General features: G+C 40.4%; 16 protein-coding genes. 3 read left to right on the forward strand and 13 right to left on the reverse strand.

The window, feature by feature from the left end; all coding sequences use genetic code 11:
* Nucleotides 1-209 precede the first annotated feature (209 nt).
* Nucleotides 210-1271, forward strand: a complete 1062-nt coding sequence (gene dinB / locus SM12261_RS08200; RefSeq protein ID WP_000904599.1) for a DNA polymerase IV — start codon at nucleotides 210-212, stop codon at nucleotides 1269-1271.
* Between the two features lie 146 nt (nucleotides 1272-1417).
* Here dinB and SM12261_RS08210 read toward each other — a convergent pair whose 3' ends face one another.
* Both SM12261_RS08210 and SM12261_RS08215 read right to left on the reverse strand, forming a co-directional pair.
* The gene (locus tag SM12261_RS08210; protein ID WP_000280780.1) at nucleotides 1418-2263 is read right to left on the reverse strand and encodes an undecaprenyl-diphosphate phosphatase; all 846 of its coding nucleotides are present in this window, start codon (nucleotides 2261-2263) and stop codon (nucleotides 1418-1420) included.
* A gap of 60 nt (nucleotides 2264-2323) precedes the next feature.
* Nucleotides 2324-4213, reverse strand: a complete 1890-nt coding sequence (locus SM12261_RS08215) for a DUF2207 domain-containing protein (protein ID WP_000750661.1) — start codon at nucleotides 4211-4213, stop codon at nucleotides 2324-2326.
* A gap of 138 nt (nucleotides 4214-4351) precedes the next feature.
* Between SM12261_RS08215 and SM12261_RS08220 the strand changes: the two genes are divergently transcribed.
* Together SM12261_RS08220 and SM12261_RS08225 are read left to right on the forward strand one after the other, a co-directional pair.
* The gene (locus SM12261_RS08220; RefSeq protein WP_049547091.1) at nucleotides 4352-5917 is read left to right on the forward strand and encodes an ABC transporter substrate-binding protein/permease; all 1566 of its coding nucleotides are present in this window, start codon (nucleotides 4352-4354) and stop codon (nucleotides 5915-5917) included.
* Nucleotides 5917-6657 carry an amino acid ABC transporter ATP-binding protein gene (locus SM12261_RS08225; RefSeq protein WP_000189477.1) on the forward strand — a complete coding sequence of 247 codons (741 nt, stop codon included), beginning with the start codon at nucleotides 5917-5919 and terminating at the stop codon, nucleotides 6655-6657. The genes SM12261_RS08220 and SM12261_RS08225 overlap by 1 nt, the downstream gene beginning before the upstream one ends.
* Nucleotides 6658-6747: 90 nt before the next feature.
* Here SM12261_RS08225 and SM12261_RS08230 read toward each other — a convergent pair whose 3' ends face one another.
* The 11 genes from SM12261_RS08230 to SM12261_RS08280 all read right to left on the reverse strand — a co-directional run bounded on the left by SM12261_RS08230 (nucleotide 6748) and on the right by SM12261_RS08280 (nucleotide 16866).
* Nucleotides 6748-6963 carry a capsule biosynthesis transcriptional regulator gene (locus tag SM12261_RS08230; RefSeq protein ID WP_001130035.1) on the reverse strand — a complete coding sequence of 72 codons (216 nt, stop codon included), beginning with the start codon at nucleotides 6961-6963 and terminating at the stop codon, nucleotides 6748-6750.
* An 852-nt stretch (nucleotides 6964-7815) separates the two neighbouring features.
* A complete protein-coding gene (ilvA, locus tag SM12261_RS08235) occupies nucleotides 7816-9066 on the reverse strand; it encodes a threonine ammonia-lyase IlvA (RefSeq protein ID WP_000952970.1) in 1251 nt (416 codons plus the stop codon).
* A 113-nt stretch (nucleotides 9067-9179) separates the two neighbouring features.
* Nucleotides 9180-10202, reverse strand: coding sequence for a ketol-acid reductoisomerase (gene ilvC / locus SM12261_RS08240; protein ID WP_000290683.1), 1023 nt, complete (start codon nucleotides 10200-10202; stop codon nucleotides 9180-9182).
* 65 nt (nucleotides 10203-10267) lie between these two features.
* On the reverse strand, nucleotides 10268-10744 hold the full coding sequence (ilvN, locus tag SM12261_RS08245) for an acetolactate synthase small subunit (protein WP_001253803.1): 477 nt from the start codon (nucleotides 10742-10744) through the stop codon (nucleotides 10268-10270).
* A complete protein-coding gene (locus SM12261_RS08250) occupies nucleotides 10737-12437 on the reverse strand; it encodes an acetolactate synthase large subunit (protein WP_000411747.1) in 1701 nt (566 codons plus the stop codon). Before SM12261_RS08250 ends, ilvN begins: the two co-directional genes overlap by 8 nt.
* Nucleotides 12438-12637: 200 nt before the next feature.
* Nucleotides 12638-14305, reverse strand: a complete 1668-nt coding sequence (locus SM12261_RS08255) for a DAK2 domain-containing protein (protein ID WP_000036656.1) — start codon at nucleotides 14303-14305, stop codon at nucleotides 12638-12640.
* Between the two features lie 2 nt (nucleotides 14306-14307).
* Nucleotides 14308-14673: an Asp23/Gls24 family envelope stress response protein gene (locus SM12261_RS08260; protein WP_000216437.1), complete on the reverse strand. Its 366-nt coding sequence runs from the start codon at nucleotides 14671-14673 to the stop codon at nucleotides 14308-14310.
* Between the two features lie 155 nt (nucleotides 14674-14828).
* A complete protein-coding gene (gene rpmB / locus SM12261_RS08265) occupies nucleotides 14829-15017 on the reverse strand; it encodes a 50S ribosomal protein L28 (RefSeq protein ID WP_001140948.1) in 189 nt (62 codons plus the stop codon).
* Nucleotides 15018-15123: 106 nt separating this feature from the next.
* A complete protein-coding gene (locus tag SM12261_RS08270; RefSeq protein WP_000725716.1) occupies nucleotides 15124-15798 on the reverse strand; it encodes a LiaF transmembrane domain-containing protein in 675 nt (224 codons plus the stop codon).
* Between the two features lie 4 nt (nucleotides 15799-15802).
* Nucleotides 15803-16249 (reverse strand): LytTR family DNA-binding domain-containing protein, encoded by a 447-nt coding sequence (locus tag SM12261_RS08275; RefSeq protein WP_000776607.1) that lies wholly within the window; start codon nucleotides 16247-16249, stop codon nucleotides 15803-15805.
* A gap of 113 nt (nucleotides 16250-16362) precedes the next feature.
* The gene (locus SM12261_RS08280; RefSeq protein WP_000800907.1) at nucleotides 16363-16866 is read right to left on the reverse strand and encodes a phosphatase PAP2 family protein; all 504 of its coding nucleotides are present in this window, start codon (nucleotides 16864-16866) and stop codon (nucleotides 16363-16365) included.
* Between the last annotated feature and the right edge of the window lie 27 nt (nucleotides 16867-16893).

The following is a 16893-nucleotide window of genomic DNA, read 5'->3' on the forward strand; positions in this document are numbered from 1 at the left end:
CATCCATCTGTTACATTCATGAGACAAGTATACCATACAGTAACCGATTTCAACAAGTGATAAATCCCTATTTTTACACTTTCTTTTCTAAAACAGTCTATATTTTATCCCAAACTGTATTATATTTTTGAAAAAATTAAAGCCTTTTTTCTTTTTTTCAGAAAAAAGGGTATAATAAAAGAAAATAAGCAGTAAAAAGGGGACCAGACATGTTGATTTTTCCTTTATTAAATGATTTGTCAAGAAAAATCATCCATATTGACATGGATGCCTTTTTTGCTGCGGTCGAAATCAGAGATAATCCTAAACTCAGAGGAAAACCTGTCATTATCGGTAGCGACCCTCGACAAACAGGTGGGCGTGGTGTCGTTTCCACTTGTAGCTATGAGGCGCGAGCTTTTGGTGTCCATTCAGCCATGAGTTCCAAAGAAGCCTATGAGCGTTGTCCCCAGGCCGTCTTTATCTCAGGGAATTATGAGAAATACAAGACTGTGGGCCTCCAGATTCGAGCTATCTTTAAGCGTTATACAGATTTGATTGAACCCATGAGCATTGACGAAGCCTATTTAGATGTGACAGAAAATAAACTCGGTATCAAGTCAGCGGTCAAAATTGCTCGTCTCATTCAAGAGGATATCTGGCAGGAACTACACCTGACTGCTTCCGCAGGCGTCTCCTACAACAAATTCTTAGCTAAAATGGCCAGCGATTATCAAAAGCCACATGGTCTGACAGTGATTTTACCTGACCAGGCTGAGGATTTCCTCAAACAAATGGATATTTCCAAGTTTCATGGAGTAGGAAAAAAGACGGTGGAAAGACTTCATCAAATGGGTGTTTTTACCGGCGCTGATTTGCTTGAAGTCCCTGAAGTGACCCTGATAGACCGTTTTGGCAGACTGGGCTATGACCTTTATCGAAAGGCTCGTGGTATTCACAATTCCCCGGTCAAATCCAATCGTATCCGTAAATCAATCGGGAAAGAGAAAACCTATGGAAAAATTCTCCGTGCCGAGGAAGACATCAAAAAAGAGCTGACTCTCCTATCAGAAAGAGTCGCTCTCAATCTCAGTCAACAAGAAAAAGCTGGAAAAATTGTCATTCTGAAAATCCGCTACGAAGACTTTTCAACTCTGACTAAACGAAAAAGTCTGGATCAAAAAACGCAGGATGCTAGTCAGATCAGCCAAATAGCCCTGCAACTCTATGAAGAGTTGGACGAGAAAGAAAAAGGCGTCCGCCTGCTGGGGATTACCGTAACTGGATTTTAAAGCTCAATGAAAATCAAAGAGCAAACTAGAAAGCTAGCCGCAGGCTGCTCAAAACACTGTTTTGAGGTTGCAGATAGAGCTGATGCAGTTTGAAGAGATTTTCGAAGAGTATAAAACCTTGAAGAGTTGCCCCTTCAAGGTTTTTCTTATACAAATAAACGGACAAAGCTGTAAAGTAGTAAGACACTACCAAGCACGATACGGTATTTACCAAAAAGGGTAAAGTCGTGTTTTTTTACATAGCTTGTCAAGAAACGAATAGCGACCATGCTGACTGCAAAGGCTACTCCCATCGCAACCAAGAGCAAGAACAATTGCCCAAAGCTCAAGAGTTGTCCTGCTTTTATAAATTTGAAAATCTTTAAGGCACTAGCTCCAAACATAACAGGAATTCCAAGATAGAAGGTAAATTCCGTCACAACAGAACGACTGGTTCCATTTAACAAACCACCGACAATAGTCGCTCCTGAACGGCTAGTTCCTGGTAAAAGGGCAAGAACTTGGAAGAGTCCGATATAGAATGCTGTCGTATAAGGAAGTTTGTCCAACTCTGTTACACTTGGCTCTATAGCACGCGCTTCATTGCGCTTTTCCAAATAGATAAAGGCAATCCCATAGATAATCAACATGAGAGCAACAGAAACCATGTTATGGAAGTGGGTATCAAACCAATCATCAAATTTAAAGACGGCAAGTAAAGGCAAAGTGGCAACCAAGACCTTCAACCACAGTCTCCAAGTCTTACGAACTTCCTGCTTATCCTTAGTCGATTTGAAAGGATTGAGCTTGTTAAAGTAAATGACCATAACCGCTAAAATAGCACCAAGCTGAATCACGACATTAAACATGGACATAAAGGCTTCATTTTGATTTTGGTATTGGATAAACTCCTCTGCTAAAATCAAGTGACCTGTACTCGAAATCGGCAACCATTCCGTAATTCCTTCAACAATCCCGAAGAAGATAGATTTTAAAATTTCAATAAGATACATAGATTACTCCTTTTTCTATCTTCCATTATAGCATACTTTTTCAGTATATGGCAGTTCTCTTTAAAAGGCACCGATACTGCCACCGCCTCCTCCTCCAGAGAAGCCACCGCCAGAACTTCCACTTCCAGAAGATACGGAATAGGTACTTGCTGTGTTTGCGACGCTGGCATAATGGCTCATTTGCGCACTTGAATGATAAAACATACTATGCCAACCATAAGCTACATAGAGGTTGATATCTGGATTTTCCACTTGGATATGATGAACCTTCATCAAATGGCTGACCTTGTCCGCATAGCCAAATAAAGTCGCATAGACCAAGAGGCGATTCCAGACCACAATACTTTCCAATTCAGCCTGATCCAATCGTGCAATCTCACGCAACATATTTTCAAAACTGGTCCAGAGATAGTAGACTTCTGCCCCTGCTTCATTTAGGACACCATCACGATTATCTAGACGAAGCTTCCAATAATAGAAAACAGCCAAAACCAAACCTAGAAAACCAAGTATTGGCAAGGGGAGGTAAAGATAGCCATAAACATCCAAACTGTACAAGAACAAACCAAATCCGATAAATAAAGGCAAGATAGTAGAGAGTCCCATACCCACTTGCAAGGCCTTTTCCCCACCAGTTAAAGGACGATAATAATCTGGGAGCCCCCAGAAGGAAACTCGTTTTCTCACTCCTTCTTGCATCTGGTTCAATACTTCTTCAAAAGAAGATTTGAGTTGAAGCCCCTTTGCTTGAATCCGTTTTTCATCAGAGGCTTTTGCTCTACGATAAAGACTATCAGATACCTTGTAATCCGCAAACAAATTGGAAAGAGTTGCTTCTTTTTTGCCTGAAAAGGCCAGATTTAGACAGTCTATCTCAAAACTTGACAAGCCATCTTCTTTCACCAGTCTCAAGCCAACTGCATCTCCTTCTGAAATAATAGAAACATTCCCACGGTCTATCACATCTAGCAAGGTAGCTTGAATAAGTTGGTCAAAGGTAAATTTGCCAGCCCCCTTGACTAAGGGACTCACTTCCTCCAAGGAGGTCGAGTAAATAGCCTCCGATAAAACCATTGGTTCTAATTCCATTGGTGGCTCATAGAGACGATGATTTTTGGCATATTTGACTGAAGGAGTGGTCTTTCTTCTATAAATAAAATAGAAGCAGACACTCAATAACAAGGAAATGGAAAGTATCAAAGGAAACACCCAAGTGACGAGCTGCATACTCTGATCTTTTTCTCTAACAATCGAGTCTTCTATCTTATTAAACTCTTCTAAACGATTTCCTTTCAAGCCCTGATCCGTAGCGCTAGCAAAATCAGTTCGAGGCCAATAGGCATGCAATTCAACTCCACGCTTAGACGGAAGATTATCTAAACGAATAGTATAATCAAGGTTACTCTTTTCAATCGTTCCTTCTTTAAAGAGTTTCCCTGTATGGAAGTAGAGTTTTTCAGCCTCCTTTTCTCCCCTTACATGAAATTCAAACTTTCCAATAGCCCCTGAACTGTCTGTTAAAGGTTGCCAATTTAATTCAGCGATATCTTCATAAAGAAAAAGCAAGTTCTTTAAATTCCAGACAAGGTCAACTTCAACTGTGTCACCCTCCTGACCTGGATTATAAACTTTAACAGTATAACCATCTGCGCCTTCTATCACTTCGCTAGTAACGTCTGCTAGTTCATCACCATTTTTCGATGCCTGAACCTTTGGATGAGGGTCAATGTCAAATCCACTAGGCATCTTGCCAGCACGTCCCAGTCCCACGATTTGCCCCTTAAAGTCCTCCTCAAACTGATAAACTATCTTCTGTCTAAATTCTGCCGTATTGTCTGCATGAATATACAAATCACCTTGATAAGAGTTTATCTTGAAATCAATGGCAAAAACAGAAAGTGGCAGAAGGCAAAACAAGCCTAACACTAGTAAGAAAAAAGTTTTTTTCATCAACTAAACCCCCTTTTTATCTTTGCTATCATTATATCATTTTTTCTCAAGTAAGGGCTTACCTGTATTGAAAAATAGAGTTTTTTTCGATAAAATAGGAGACAGTTATTTTTTAATAGATTAGAAATAGGAGAAATCATGAGAAAAATATACTTATCTATTTTCACAAGTTTCTTGCTGATGCTGGGACTTGTCAATGTTGCTCAAGCTGATGAATATTTACGCATCGGGATGGAAGCAGCATATGCTCCCTTTAACTGGACCCAGGATGATGATAGCAACGGAGCTGTCAAAATCGATGGAACCAACCAGTATGCCAATGGATACGATGTCCAAATTGCCAAGAAAATCGCTAAGGACTTAGGTAAAGAACCTTTGGTTGTTAAAACCAAGTGGGAAGGTTTAGTTCCTGCCCTTACTTCTGGTAAGATTGACATGATTATCGCAGGTATGAGTCCAACCGCTGAACGCAAACAAGAAATCGCCTTTTCAAGCAGCTACTACACTAGCGAGCCTGTCCTACTTGTCAAAAAAGATTCTGCCTATGCAAATGCCAAATCTTTGGATGACTTTAATGGAGCGAAAATCACTTCTCAACAAGGTGTTTACCTTTATGACTTGATTTCCCAAATCTCAGGCGCTAAAAAAGAAACTGCCATGGGAGACTTCGCTCAAATGCGCCAAGCACTTGAGGCTGGTGTCATTGATGCCTATGTTTCTGAACGTCCAGAAGCTCTGACTGCCGAAGCTGCTAACTCTAAGTTCAAGATGGTTCAAGTAGAACCAGGTTTCAAAACGGGGGAAGAAGATACAGCTATTGCCATTGGACTTCGTAAAGATGACACTCGTATTAGCCAAATCAATGCCAGCATTGAAACCATTTCAAAAGATGAGCAAGTTGCCCTAATGGATCGTATGATCAAGGAGCAACCTGCCGAAGCAACAACAACTGAAGAGACTAGCAGTAGTTTCTTTAACCAAGTCGCTAAAATTCTTTCTGAAAACTGGCAACAACTCTTGCGTGGTGCGGGTATCACTCTTTTAATCTCTATCGTCGGAACCATCATAGGTCTCATTATCGGTCTTGCTATTGGTGTTTTCCGTACTGCTCCTCTCTCTGAAAACAAAGCTATTTACAGCCTACAAAAACTAGTCGGATGGGGTCTCAATGTCTATATCGAAATTTTCCGTGGAACGCCAATGATCGTTCAATCGATGGTTATCTACTACGGAACTGCTCAAGCTTTCGGTATCAACCTTGACCGCACACTGGCTGCTATCTTCATCGTTTCGATCAACACCGGTGCCTACATGACTGAAATCGTCCGTGGTGGTATCCTAGCAGTTGATAAGGGACAATTTGAAGCAGCGACTGCTCTTGGTATGACCCATAACCAAACCATGCGTAAGATTGTCCTACCTCAAGTAGTCCGTAACATCCTACCAGCAACTGGTAATGAATTTGTCATCAATATCAAAGATACATCTGTATTGAACGTTATCTCTGTTGTTGAACTTTATTTCTCAGGAAATACCGTGGCAACTCAAACCTATCAATACTTCCAAACATTTACAATCATCGCCGTGATTTACTTTGTCCTCACCTTCACCGTAACACGTATCCTACGCTTCATCGAACGCCGCATGGACATGGATACCTATACTACAGGTGCTAACCAAATGCAAACGGAGGATTTGAAATAATGACACAAGCAATCCTTGAAATTAAACACCTCAAAAAATCCTATGGACAAAACGAAGTGCTAAAAGACATTTCACTCACTGTCCACAAGGGAGAGGTAATCTCTATCATCGGAAGCTCTGGAAGCGGAAAATCAACCTTCCTACGCTCCATTAACCTCCTTGAAACGCCAACTGATGGACAAATCCTTTATCATGGACAAAACGTCCTCGAAAAAGGCTATGACCTCACGCAATACCGTGAAAAGTTGGGGATGGTGTTCCAATCCTTTAACCTCTTTGAAAATCTCAACGTTCTTGAAAACACAATTGTCGCTCAGACAACTGTCCTTAAACGCGAACGTACAGAAGCTGAAAAGATTGCCAAAGAAAACCTGGAAAAGGTCGGCATGGGAGAACGCTACTGGCAAGCGAAACCAAAACAACTCTCAGGTGGTCAAAAACAACGTGTGGCCATCGCTCGTGCCCTCTCCATGAATCCAGATGCTATTCTCTTTGATGAACCAACATCAGCTCTCGATCCAGAAATGGTTGGAGAAGTCCTCAAAATCATGCAGGACCTGGCTCAAGAAGGCTTGACTATGATTGTCGTAACTCACGAAATGGAATTCGCCCGTGATGTCTCTCACCGTGTTATCTTTATGGATAAAGGTGTGATTGCTGAAGAAGGCAAACCAGAAGACCTCTTCACCAATCCTAAAGAAGACCGTACAAAAGAATTCCTTCAACGCTATCTCAAATAAAAAGAAAAGGCTGCATCAACCGTGCAGTCTTTTTACTAGCCAAAAAATGAAAAGGCAGACCCTATTCAAGAATCCGCCATTATCCAAAGATTAATCTTCAAATTTTTCATGATTTTTATCATAGAAATCAATTAAACCTAGAGCCGTTTCAAACGAAATATTTTTTACTTTTGCACGCCCCTGTGCTAGAGCAATGATAGACATTTCACGCGCATTCGTTTCTTTAGAGATACGGTAGCCTGTGATTTTCTTATCACGAACCCAGCCAACAACTGATTCTACTTTTTCAAAGTTTGACTTAGCCATGTCCTTCTCCTATTTTCTTATTTACGATATTTAATTGTATACGCTTTTAATTGTATACGTTTTTATGCTTTTTGTCAATAAAAAAACATATATTCAATAAAATAAACGCCCTTATTTTTACTTGCTATCTTATTAAAGTTTATAATATATAGGTTTTTCATTGCCGAAAACAATTTTTATAGTTCTTTAAAGCAACTGTATTATTAAATCTTATTCATGTAATAATATTCATATTTGTCAGATGCTGATTCTCGATAATCTAGACATATTCTAGTCTTATTTCATATTATTTATTCCACTGCAAAACAAAAAAATTTGACAAAAAAATCTTCTGCTCTAAACCATTTCTAACGAGTATTTTTCTACTTTTAGACTTTTCCTGTCTACACCAGCATTCAATCATTTGGTCAACTTGTACTATTTATTTACTTTATCAATATTCCTTTTTATTTCTTCAAACCTATAAAAAGATGAGTAGTTAGGAAACAATAGTATCCTATCTTCCAACATTTTCCACTGTTTTTATCTTCTTAGTATCTTATCACTCTTCTCAGTTAACTCAGTATAAGGCTTCTCATTAGTATTGATTATTTTTTCTAATTCCTATTATATTTAGCCAAATTTCAGATTAGCTATATATAAAATAGTAGATTTCAAAAAACTCCTTACATATAACAAGTAATTTTACTCCCTTACTATAAACTGAATCAAAAAACATAGGTACTATAATGAGTTATGATAGAAATAGCGTAACCGATTTCCTAAGTCCATAGGAATCGCCCCCTTTCTTCATCTTCATTATAGCACCTATACATCAATTGTGCAAATAATATGATATTTTTTTATTAGTCCTCAGACAAGCATATTATAGAGCGTTTCGTTACCATTTAAGTTAATATAAGCTGGATCAAAACCTTCCATTCGACGAATCAATCCTGCATAATCATGCTTATCTGCCAAGGCAATCCCAATTAATACTGGGCCTGTCCCCTTGCTAGCTCGCTTAATATACTCAAAACGTGTGATATCATCATTTGGCCCCAAGATATCATTTACAAACTCACGCAAGGCCCCTGGACGCTGTGGAAAATTAACCACAAAGTAATGCTTGATCCCATCATAAATCAAGGCGCGCTCCTCCATTTCTGGCATACGGTTGATATCATTATTTCCTCCAGAAATGATACAACAAATGGTTTTCCCCTTGATATATTCAGCTAAAACCTCTAGAGAGGCGATACTAGCTGCTCCAGCAGGCTCTGCGACTATCCCTTGCTTAGAATAAAGGTCAATCAAGGTTTCAGAAATCAATCCCTCATCGACACCTACCAAAGTTTGAACATGTTGACGAGTTGCTTCATAGGTCAACTGACCTACCTTTTGCACAGCAATCCCATCCGCAAATTTGTCAATTTCTTTGAGTTTGACTGGTCCACCAGCTTCAAAGGCAGCCTTCATGGAACGCGCTCCATTAGCCTCTACCCCAATGACTTCAATCTCTGGACTTATTTCCTTGATATAGGTAGAAACCCCAGCAATGAGACCACCGCCACCAACAGGGACCAAAACAGCATCAAAATCAATCGATTCTTTTCGAGCTTCTTCTAAAATCTCATAAGCAACTGTCCCTTGACCAGCTTGAACATGGGCATCATCAAAGGGATCAATAAAGGTACGATTTTCAGAGACTGTAAATTCTTGAGCTGCTTTGGCTGAGGCATCAAAAGTATCTCCAACTAATTTAATAGTCACGAAGTCCCCACCAAAAAAGCGAACTTGACCAATCTTTTGTTGCGGAGTAGTAATTGGCATGAAAATAGTTGCAGGAATCTTCATTTCATTGCAAGTATAGGCAACTCCCTGCGCATGATTCCCCGCAGAAGCGCAGACTACCCCACGCTCACGTTCTTCCTTGCTGAGCTGGGAAATGGCATAATAGGCACCACGAATTTTAAAAGAGCGAACACGTTGGGCATTTTCTTTTTTCAAATAAATCTTAGCACCATACTTCTCCGATAAATAATGGTCGTAATCCAGTGGGGTATTCACAACCACACCATTCAAGACCTTGTGAGCCTTGATTATATCTTTTGAACTTAACATCATTTTCTCCTAGACTATCTCATACTATCACAATCCATCCTCTTAAAAAAGAGATGAATTGATTATAAAAGCGAGTTAGTCCCCCAACTCGCCTTCACCTTAATTTCTATCAATTAGTTATAGATTTTGAATGCATCATCGTCGTTTTTACCAACGAATGGCATTGCTTTACGCAATTCTGCACCAACTTTTTCAATTTCAAGGTTAGCTGCTTGTTCACGGTAAGCAGTCAATTTTGGACGTCCAGCTTTATAGTCATTTACAAAGTCATTTGCAAATTTACCATTTTGGATATCTGCCAAGACAGCCTTCATATTTTCTTTTACTTGTTCAGTGATTACACGTGGACCTGATACATAGTCACCGTATTCAGCAGTGTTTGAAATAGATTGACGCATTTTCTTGAATCCACCTTCGTAGATCAAGTCAACGATCAATTTCATTTCGTGAAGAACTTCAAAGTAAGCCAATTCTGGGGCGTAGCCTGCTTCTGTCAAGACTTCGAAACCAGCTTCGATAAGGGCAGTCAAACCACCGCAAAGTACAGCTTGTTCACCAAACAAATCTTCTTCAGTTTCTTCTTTGTAAGTTGTTTCAAGAAGACCTACACGAGCTGCTCCAACACCTTTACACCAGTCCATAGCAATGTTTTTCGCATTTCCTGTTGCATCTTGGTAAACTGCATAAAGAGCTGGAACACCAAATCCTTCTTCATAAGTACGACGTACCAAGTGTCCTGGTCCTTTAGGAGCACACATGAAGACATCTACATCTGCAGGAACTTTGATAAATTCAAAGTGGATGTTGAAACCATGGGCAAACCCAACTGCATTTCCAGCTTCCAAGTTTGGAGCGATTTCTGCTTCGTACAATTCTTGTTGGATTTCGTCTGGTGCCAAAATCATGATAACGTCAGCCAATTTAGTTGCTTCTGCTACTGTGTAAGTGTCAAATCCATCTTCTTTTGCTTTGTCAAAAGATTTACCTGGACGTACACCGATGATGACATCGCGACCTGAGTCACGCAAGTTTTGAGCATGCGCATGTCCTTGTGAACCATAACCGATAACGGCGATTTTTTTACCGTCAAGTGCTGCTACTTTAACATCTTTTTCGTATTCCATTTGAACTGCCATAGTTTTTCTCTCTTTTCTATTATTTATTGCCTTTTAGGCTGGTTTAACAAATTTAAGTTGGATTGTTAATCGCGGGTAAATCCAGTTGCACCCGTACGAGCGATATTGCGAATACCGTATGGTCGAATGACTCGCAATAGAGCTTCGCTCTTTTCAGCATTTCCTGTCATTTGAATAGTAATCGAGCTTGGCGCTACGTCTACCACCGTTGCACGGAAAGGTTGAATAATTGCTAGAATCTCAGCTCGCTTCTCAGCTGGCGCTGACATCTTAACCAAAATCACCTCGCGCTCCAAGTGTGGTTTATCTGTAATATCTCTAATGCGAATCACATCAATTTGACGATTAAGCTGTTTGATAATTTGCTCCACCTCATCATGAGAAGCTACATCAATAATAATGGTGATACGCGATACATTCGGATCTTCTGTTGCTCCAACAGAGATACTTTCGATATTAACCTGACGACGAGACAGGACACCGGTAAAGCGATTGAGGACTCCTGATCGATTTTGTAGTTTTGCTGTTAACATTCTACGCATGGAACTTCACCCCCAACATCTCATGATTGCTCTTACCAGCTGGTACCATTGGTAACACCTGTTCCTTACGAGAAATATCTACCTCGATTAGCATCGGAACATCCTCAGTGATGACTTCAAGATCTTGAGCCAAGGTCTCAGGATTGTCAAATTTATAGTTTTTAATACCGTAAGCTTGTGCCATCAATTGGAAATCTGGAAGGGTATCAAAGACTGACTCTGATGTTCTACCTTCATAGAAGGATTCCTGCCACTGGCGGACCATTCCAAGTGAGTGGTTGTTCAGCATAACCACCTTGATTGGCACCTTGTAAATATTCAAAATAGCCAATTCTTGGTTGGTCATTTGGAAACCACCATCCCCAACGAACAAGACTACTTCCTTATCTGGGTTAGCAATTTTAGCACCGATTGCTGCTGGAATTCCAAATCCCATCGTTCCCAAACCACCTGAAGTCACTAACTGACGTTCATTTTGGTAAGGATAGTACTGAGCTGTCCACATTTGGTGTTGACCAACGTCTGTTACCACAATGGCATCACCATTCGTCAACTCACCGATGCGTTCAATAACGGCCTGAGGTTGAACCACACGTTCTTTCTTATCATAAGAACGAACACGGTTCTTGTCTTTAGTAACTTTCTCAATCCATTTCTCAGTATTGTTATGAACTGTCGGTTCTGCTAGCAACATTTGCAAGGCTTTCTTAGCATCTCCAACTACAGGAATATCCGCACTGATAATCTTGCCAATCTCAGCTGGGTCAATATCAATGTGAGCAACCTTAGCATTCTTAGCGAAGGTCTTAGGATTCCCCGTCAAGCGATCATCGAAACGACAACCAATACTAATCATAAAGTCCGCTTCCGTCATGGCAATATTAGCTGCGAATGACCCGTGCATGCCTCCCATTCCAAGGAAGAGTGGATGACTCGTTGCAATCGTTCCTTGTCCCAAAAGACTGGTTACCACCGGGATTTGATAGCGTTCTGCAAATTCATTTAATTCTGCAGCTGCTTCAGCATAACTAATCCCCCCACCAGCTAACAAGACTGGTTTTTTAGCCTTGGACAATTGCTTCAAAATTTTCTTGATTTGCATATCATTCGGCTCAAGAGTCGGTTGATAGCTTGGTAGGTTCACTTCTGGTGAATAGATGAAGTCGGTTTCTAAAGCAGATACGTCTTTAGGTAGGTCAATGACAACTGGCCCTGGTCGACCTGTAGTTGCGATATGGACAGCTTCCGTAATGATTCGAGGGATATCAGCTGTCTCCCGAACTTGGTAATTGTACTTAGTGATTGGCATGGTAATTCCCACAATGTCTGCCTCCTGGAAGGCATCCTTCCCAATCCCTGCTCGCGCCACCTGACCTGTAAAGACCAAAAGGGGAACACTATCGCTCATGGCATCCGCAATCCCTGTAATAGCATTTGTTGCTCCCGGTCCGCTAGTGACGACGGCAACACCCAACTTTCCAGTTGATTTGGCATAACCTTCAGCTTCATGCAAACAACCTTGCTCATGGCGTCCTAGAATGTGGCGAATGCCTTTAAAATTATATATCGCATCATACAAAGGCAAGACTGCACCACCAGGATAACCAAAGATGGTATCAATTCCTAAATCACGAAGTGTTTCCAAAACTAGGTCCGACCCCGTCTTAGGAGATTCTAAACTGATTTTCTCCATTGTTCCCCTTTCTCTTCTCTTAAAAATAACTTGTTACTATCATACCATTTTTTCAAAATTTTTCAAGAGAAAAGAAGAAATTTTCTGAATTTTCTATTTTAACGTTTATTTATGAATGTTATTTTTGTTTTTATTAAAAAGATACCGATTTCATTTACTAAAAAAGAAAAAAGAACTGATTTCTCAGTTCTTCATTAATCTTATTCCACACTAAATAGGTATGGGTAAACTGGTTGTTGGCCTTGGTGAATCTCTACCTCAACATCTTCGAATTCTTCTGCGATTTCTTGGGCAATTTCATTGGCAAGTTCTTCGCTTCCGTCTTCACCGACATAGAAGGTTACGATTTCACTATCTTCATCCAACATATGTTTCAAGGTTTCAGTCAAGGTTTGGTGAATGTCAGGGTTTGACACGAGGATTTTCCCATCCACCATACCAAGATTATCGTTTTCATGGATTTCTAAACCATCGATTGTTGTATCACGCACAGCTGTTGTGACGCTTCCGCTAACGACATCGCTAAGAGCAGCAGTCATACGCTCTTGGTTTTCTTCGATGGACTTGCTTGGGTCAAAGGCGAGAAGACTTGTCAAACCTTGTGGCAAAGTACGAGCTTCCACCACTACTGCTGGTTGCTCCAAAACTTCTGCTGCAGATTGAGCGGCCATAAAGATATTCTTGTTGTTTGGCAGGAAGATGATGTTACGAGCGTTGACCTGTTCAACAGCCTTGATAAAGTCTTCTGTTGAAGGGTTCATAGTTTGACCGCCCTCGATAACATAATCCACACCTTGAGAACGGAAGATATCTGCGAGACCTTTACCAGCCACCACAGCAATTAAAGCATACTCTTTTTCTTCAGCAGGCTTGCTAACTTGAGCAGCTTCTTTCTCAACCTGTGCTTCGTGTTGGTTACGCATATTGTCAACTTTCACCTTGACCAAGCTACCATATTTGAGACCCTCTTGCATAACAAGTCCTGGATCTTCTGTATGGACATGGACTTTGACAATTTCATCATCATTGACAACAAGGAGAGAGTCTCCAAGCACATTCAAGTAATTACGGAATTCATCGTAGTCAAAATCTTTGGCATAGGTTGGGCCTTGCTTAAGAGCTACCATGATTTCAGTACAGTAACCAAAGGTGATGTCCTCAGTTGCTACATGACCAGCTACAGACTTGTGGTGCTCTGCATTGATCATTTCACTCATGTTAGCCGGAGTCGCTACAAAGTCCTCAGATGCAATATATTCACCAGTAAGGGCTGAAAGGAAACCTTCATAGATAAAGACCAGTCCTTGACCACCTGAATCCACAACGCCAACTTCTTTCAATACTGGAAGCATGTCTGGTGTTTTAGCTAGAGCTGTTTTAGCACCTTCCAAGGCTGCGCGCATGACTTCAACAGCATCATCTGTTTGCTCAGCTTTTTTCTTAGCACCGATAGCAGCCCCACGAGAAACTGTCAAAATCGTTCCTTCAACTGGCTTCATTACTGCCTTATAGGCAACTTCCACACCTGATTGGAAGGCAAGGGCCAAGTCTTGACCTGTTAACTCGTCTTTATCCTTGATGGCTTGTGAAAATCCACGGAAAAGCTGAGACGTAATAACTCCTGAGTTCCCACGCGCTCCCATCAAAAGACCTTTGGCAAGAATGCTCGCTACCTCTCCAACTGTAGAAGCTGGCTTGTCTGCAACTTCTTTAGCACCATTTTCAATGGTCATTCCCATATTTGTCCCGGTATCTCCATCTGGAACGGGGAAGACGTTTAATGAATTGACATATTCAGCTTGCTTATTCAAGCGAGTTGATGCAGCTTGCACCATTTCTTGAAATAAGCTAGTAGTAATTTTTGACACGGTTATTCTCCTACAACTTTGATATTTTGAATGTAGACATTTACAGTCTGAGCAGTAATTCCAAGTTGGTTTTCCAAACTAAAACGAACACGCTCTTGAATGTTTTTTGACACTTCGCTAATCTTTGTTCCGTAGCTCAACACGGTATATACATCAACTGCAATACTGCCATCTTCGGCTGCCTTTACGACGACACCTTTGGAATAATTTTCCTTACCTAGAAGGGCTTGGAAATTATCTTTGAGGGCATTTTTACTAGCCATACCGACCACACCAAAAATCTCAGTTGCTGCTCCACCTACGACGGTTGCAATCACTTCATCTGTTAGTTCGATTTGACCATCTTTTGTATTAATTTTTACAGTCATCCTTTTTACCTCAACTAGTTGATACTCTATTTTATCATATTTCAGCCCAAGTGTAAAAGCAGAATACTGTATCAGCGGATATTTACTCTATTTTTCAAATGATTTTATATCTACAGTAAAAGAAAAAAGACCCTAAGGTCTCCTTACTTTTATTATTAAACGCGTTCAACTTTACCTGATTTCAAAGCACGAGCTGAAGCCCAAACTTTTTTAGGTTTACCATCGATAAGAACAGTAACTTTTTGAAGGTTTGGTTTTACGGCACGTTTTGTTTGGTTCATCGCGTGTGAACGGTTGTTTCCTGATACAGTCTTACGACCTGTAAAGTAACATACTTTAGCCATTTGTGTTTTCCTCCTATTAGATCTAATATAGCGGATGTGCTAGCACCACATACTGTACTATGTTATCACACTTTCTTCATTTTTGCAAGGGAATTGGAAGATTTTTTTATTTAACGTAGACAATTCCCAACTTCCCAAAGGCCACATCTCCACGGATAATCAAGGTTTTGCTGGTTGGCGCTAGAGGAGTATCTGCCTTGGCTACGCCACAGAAAGTTTCTACCTTTAAATCAACTCCCCAATGTTTAGGAACATAGATAACTGCATTCCCAAAACCGACTTCCACTTTCAGAGTTGCGCTATCTCCTAAAATCTCTGCATTGTCATAATATATCTTGGCATTTCCAAAACCAACTTCTACTTGGTCGTCTACCAATTCTTGATTTTGCTTGTAGAAAGTCCCAGTCCTAAAAGCAACTTCCTTATCTGTAAGAATGGTCTTTTTACCATCATACCACCATTTTTTCCCATTCCAAGTTCTGTTAGAATGAGTGAGTGCGCTGACACCTATTACGATTAAAATACTTGCCCAGAACAATGACTGATTGGGAATTGGTAAAATGCCATAAAAGTGGTTAGCAATCATTAAGGCTACTAGAACTGTAAAAGAGGCTGAAGTTAAGTGACGACGCAACAAAGCTCCAACTGATTGATAGGCAAAAAATGCAATACCAAGCAAGGGCCAAATTTGCCCACCGAATGAAGGGATTCCAAAATTTCCTTGTAATAATATTAAAGCTGCCAATACTAGCAACACAATACCAAATGCTTTCTTTTTCATCTTCTTACCTCATGTTTCTTAGATTTTCTTTTAGGAGGGATTGGTAATGTCGTGAGACATGAACCTCCTTGTGGGTCTGATAAAAGGAAATGGTGCCCGTTCCTGAAAAGGACTTGTCCACCGAGTAAACCTGACGGATATTTGCAATAGTCGACTTGGATACCCGACTGAAATAACGGGGCAGGATAGACTCCAACTCATAGAGTTTAAGCCGAACCTCGTAGGCATCTTTCTGGGTATGAGCATAAATTTTGCTACCTTCCGTCTCAAAGAAGAGAATTTCTGATAAGTCCAGATAATATTCACCTGTTCCCTTGTAAAAAATCAACCTAGGAGACTTGGATTCTTGCAAGAGGCGCTGTAAATCCGCAATCTCATCTGTCAAAGCCGCTGCCTTGATGACAATTTCAGTTTCCTCTAAATTGCTGTCAATTTCGATTCGTAACTTCATTCCATCTCCTTTCTGACTCTACTATATCAAAGGAAAAATAAGAAAACAAGAGCAAAAAAGCAAGTGGTTACTTTAGATCCGTAAGTGGTTGTAAGGCTACCTTAACTTACAGGTCAACATAGAAATAAAATCACACCCCACACAAGACCACAAATATAGCCAACCACTACATCCTTGGGATAATGCACTCCCCCTAAGACTCTTACTAGACCGAGGAAAGCTGACAAGACCAACAAGATAACCCCTACAGATAAACTAGCATGTAAGCAAGCCATGGAGATAATGGTTGCTGAAAAGACATGACGACTGGGCATTGACTGACCAGGACTATCTCTGTCAAGCAAGGGTTTAATAGTCCATTCCTCATAAGGCCTAGGGGCATTGATTTTCTTACGAAGAAAGGACAAAATCACAAAACCTGACGCTGGAATAAACAAATAGATCCCGACCTGTTTCCCAAGTCCTTGTTGGAGATAGGTAGTTGCTAACAAGGTTAGATAAATCATAGGCATAACTACTGTCATGAACCGATTGAAAGTTCTTAACAAGCTCAGAAGAAAGGGCTTATTTCCAATGTTACCGGCAATGTGGTCATACCATTCTTGATAATTTTTCATATATTTTCTCATCACTTATTCAAATTT

Origin of the sequence: Streptococcus mitis NCTC 12261, from assembly GCF_000148585.2 — a bacterium.
In the GTDB taxonomy this organism is placed as follows: domain Bacteria; phylum Bacillota; class Bacilli; order Lactobacillales; family Streptococcaceae; genus Streptococcus; species Streptococcus mitis.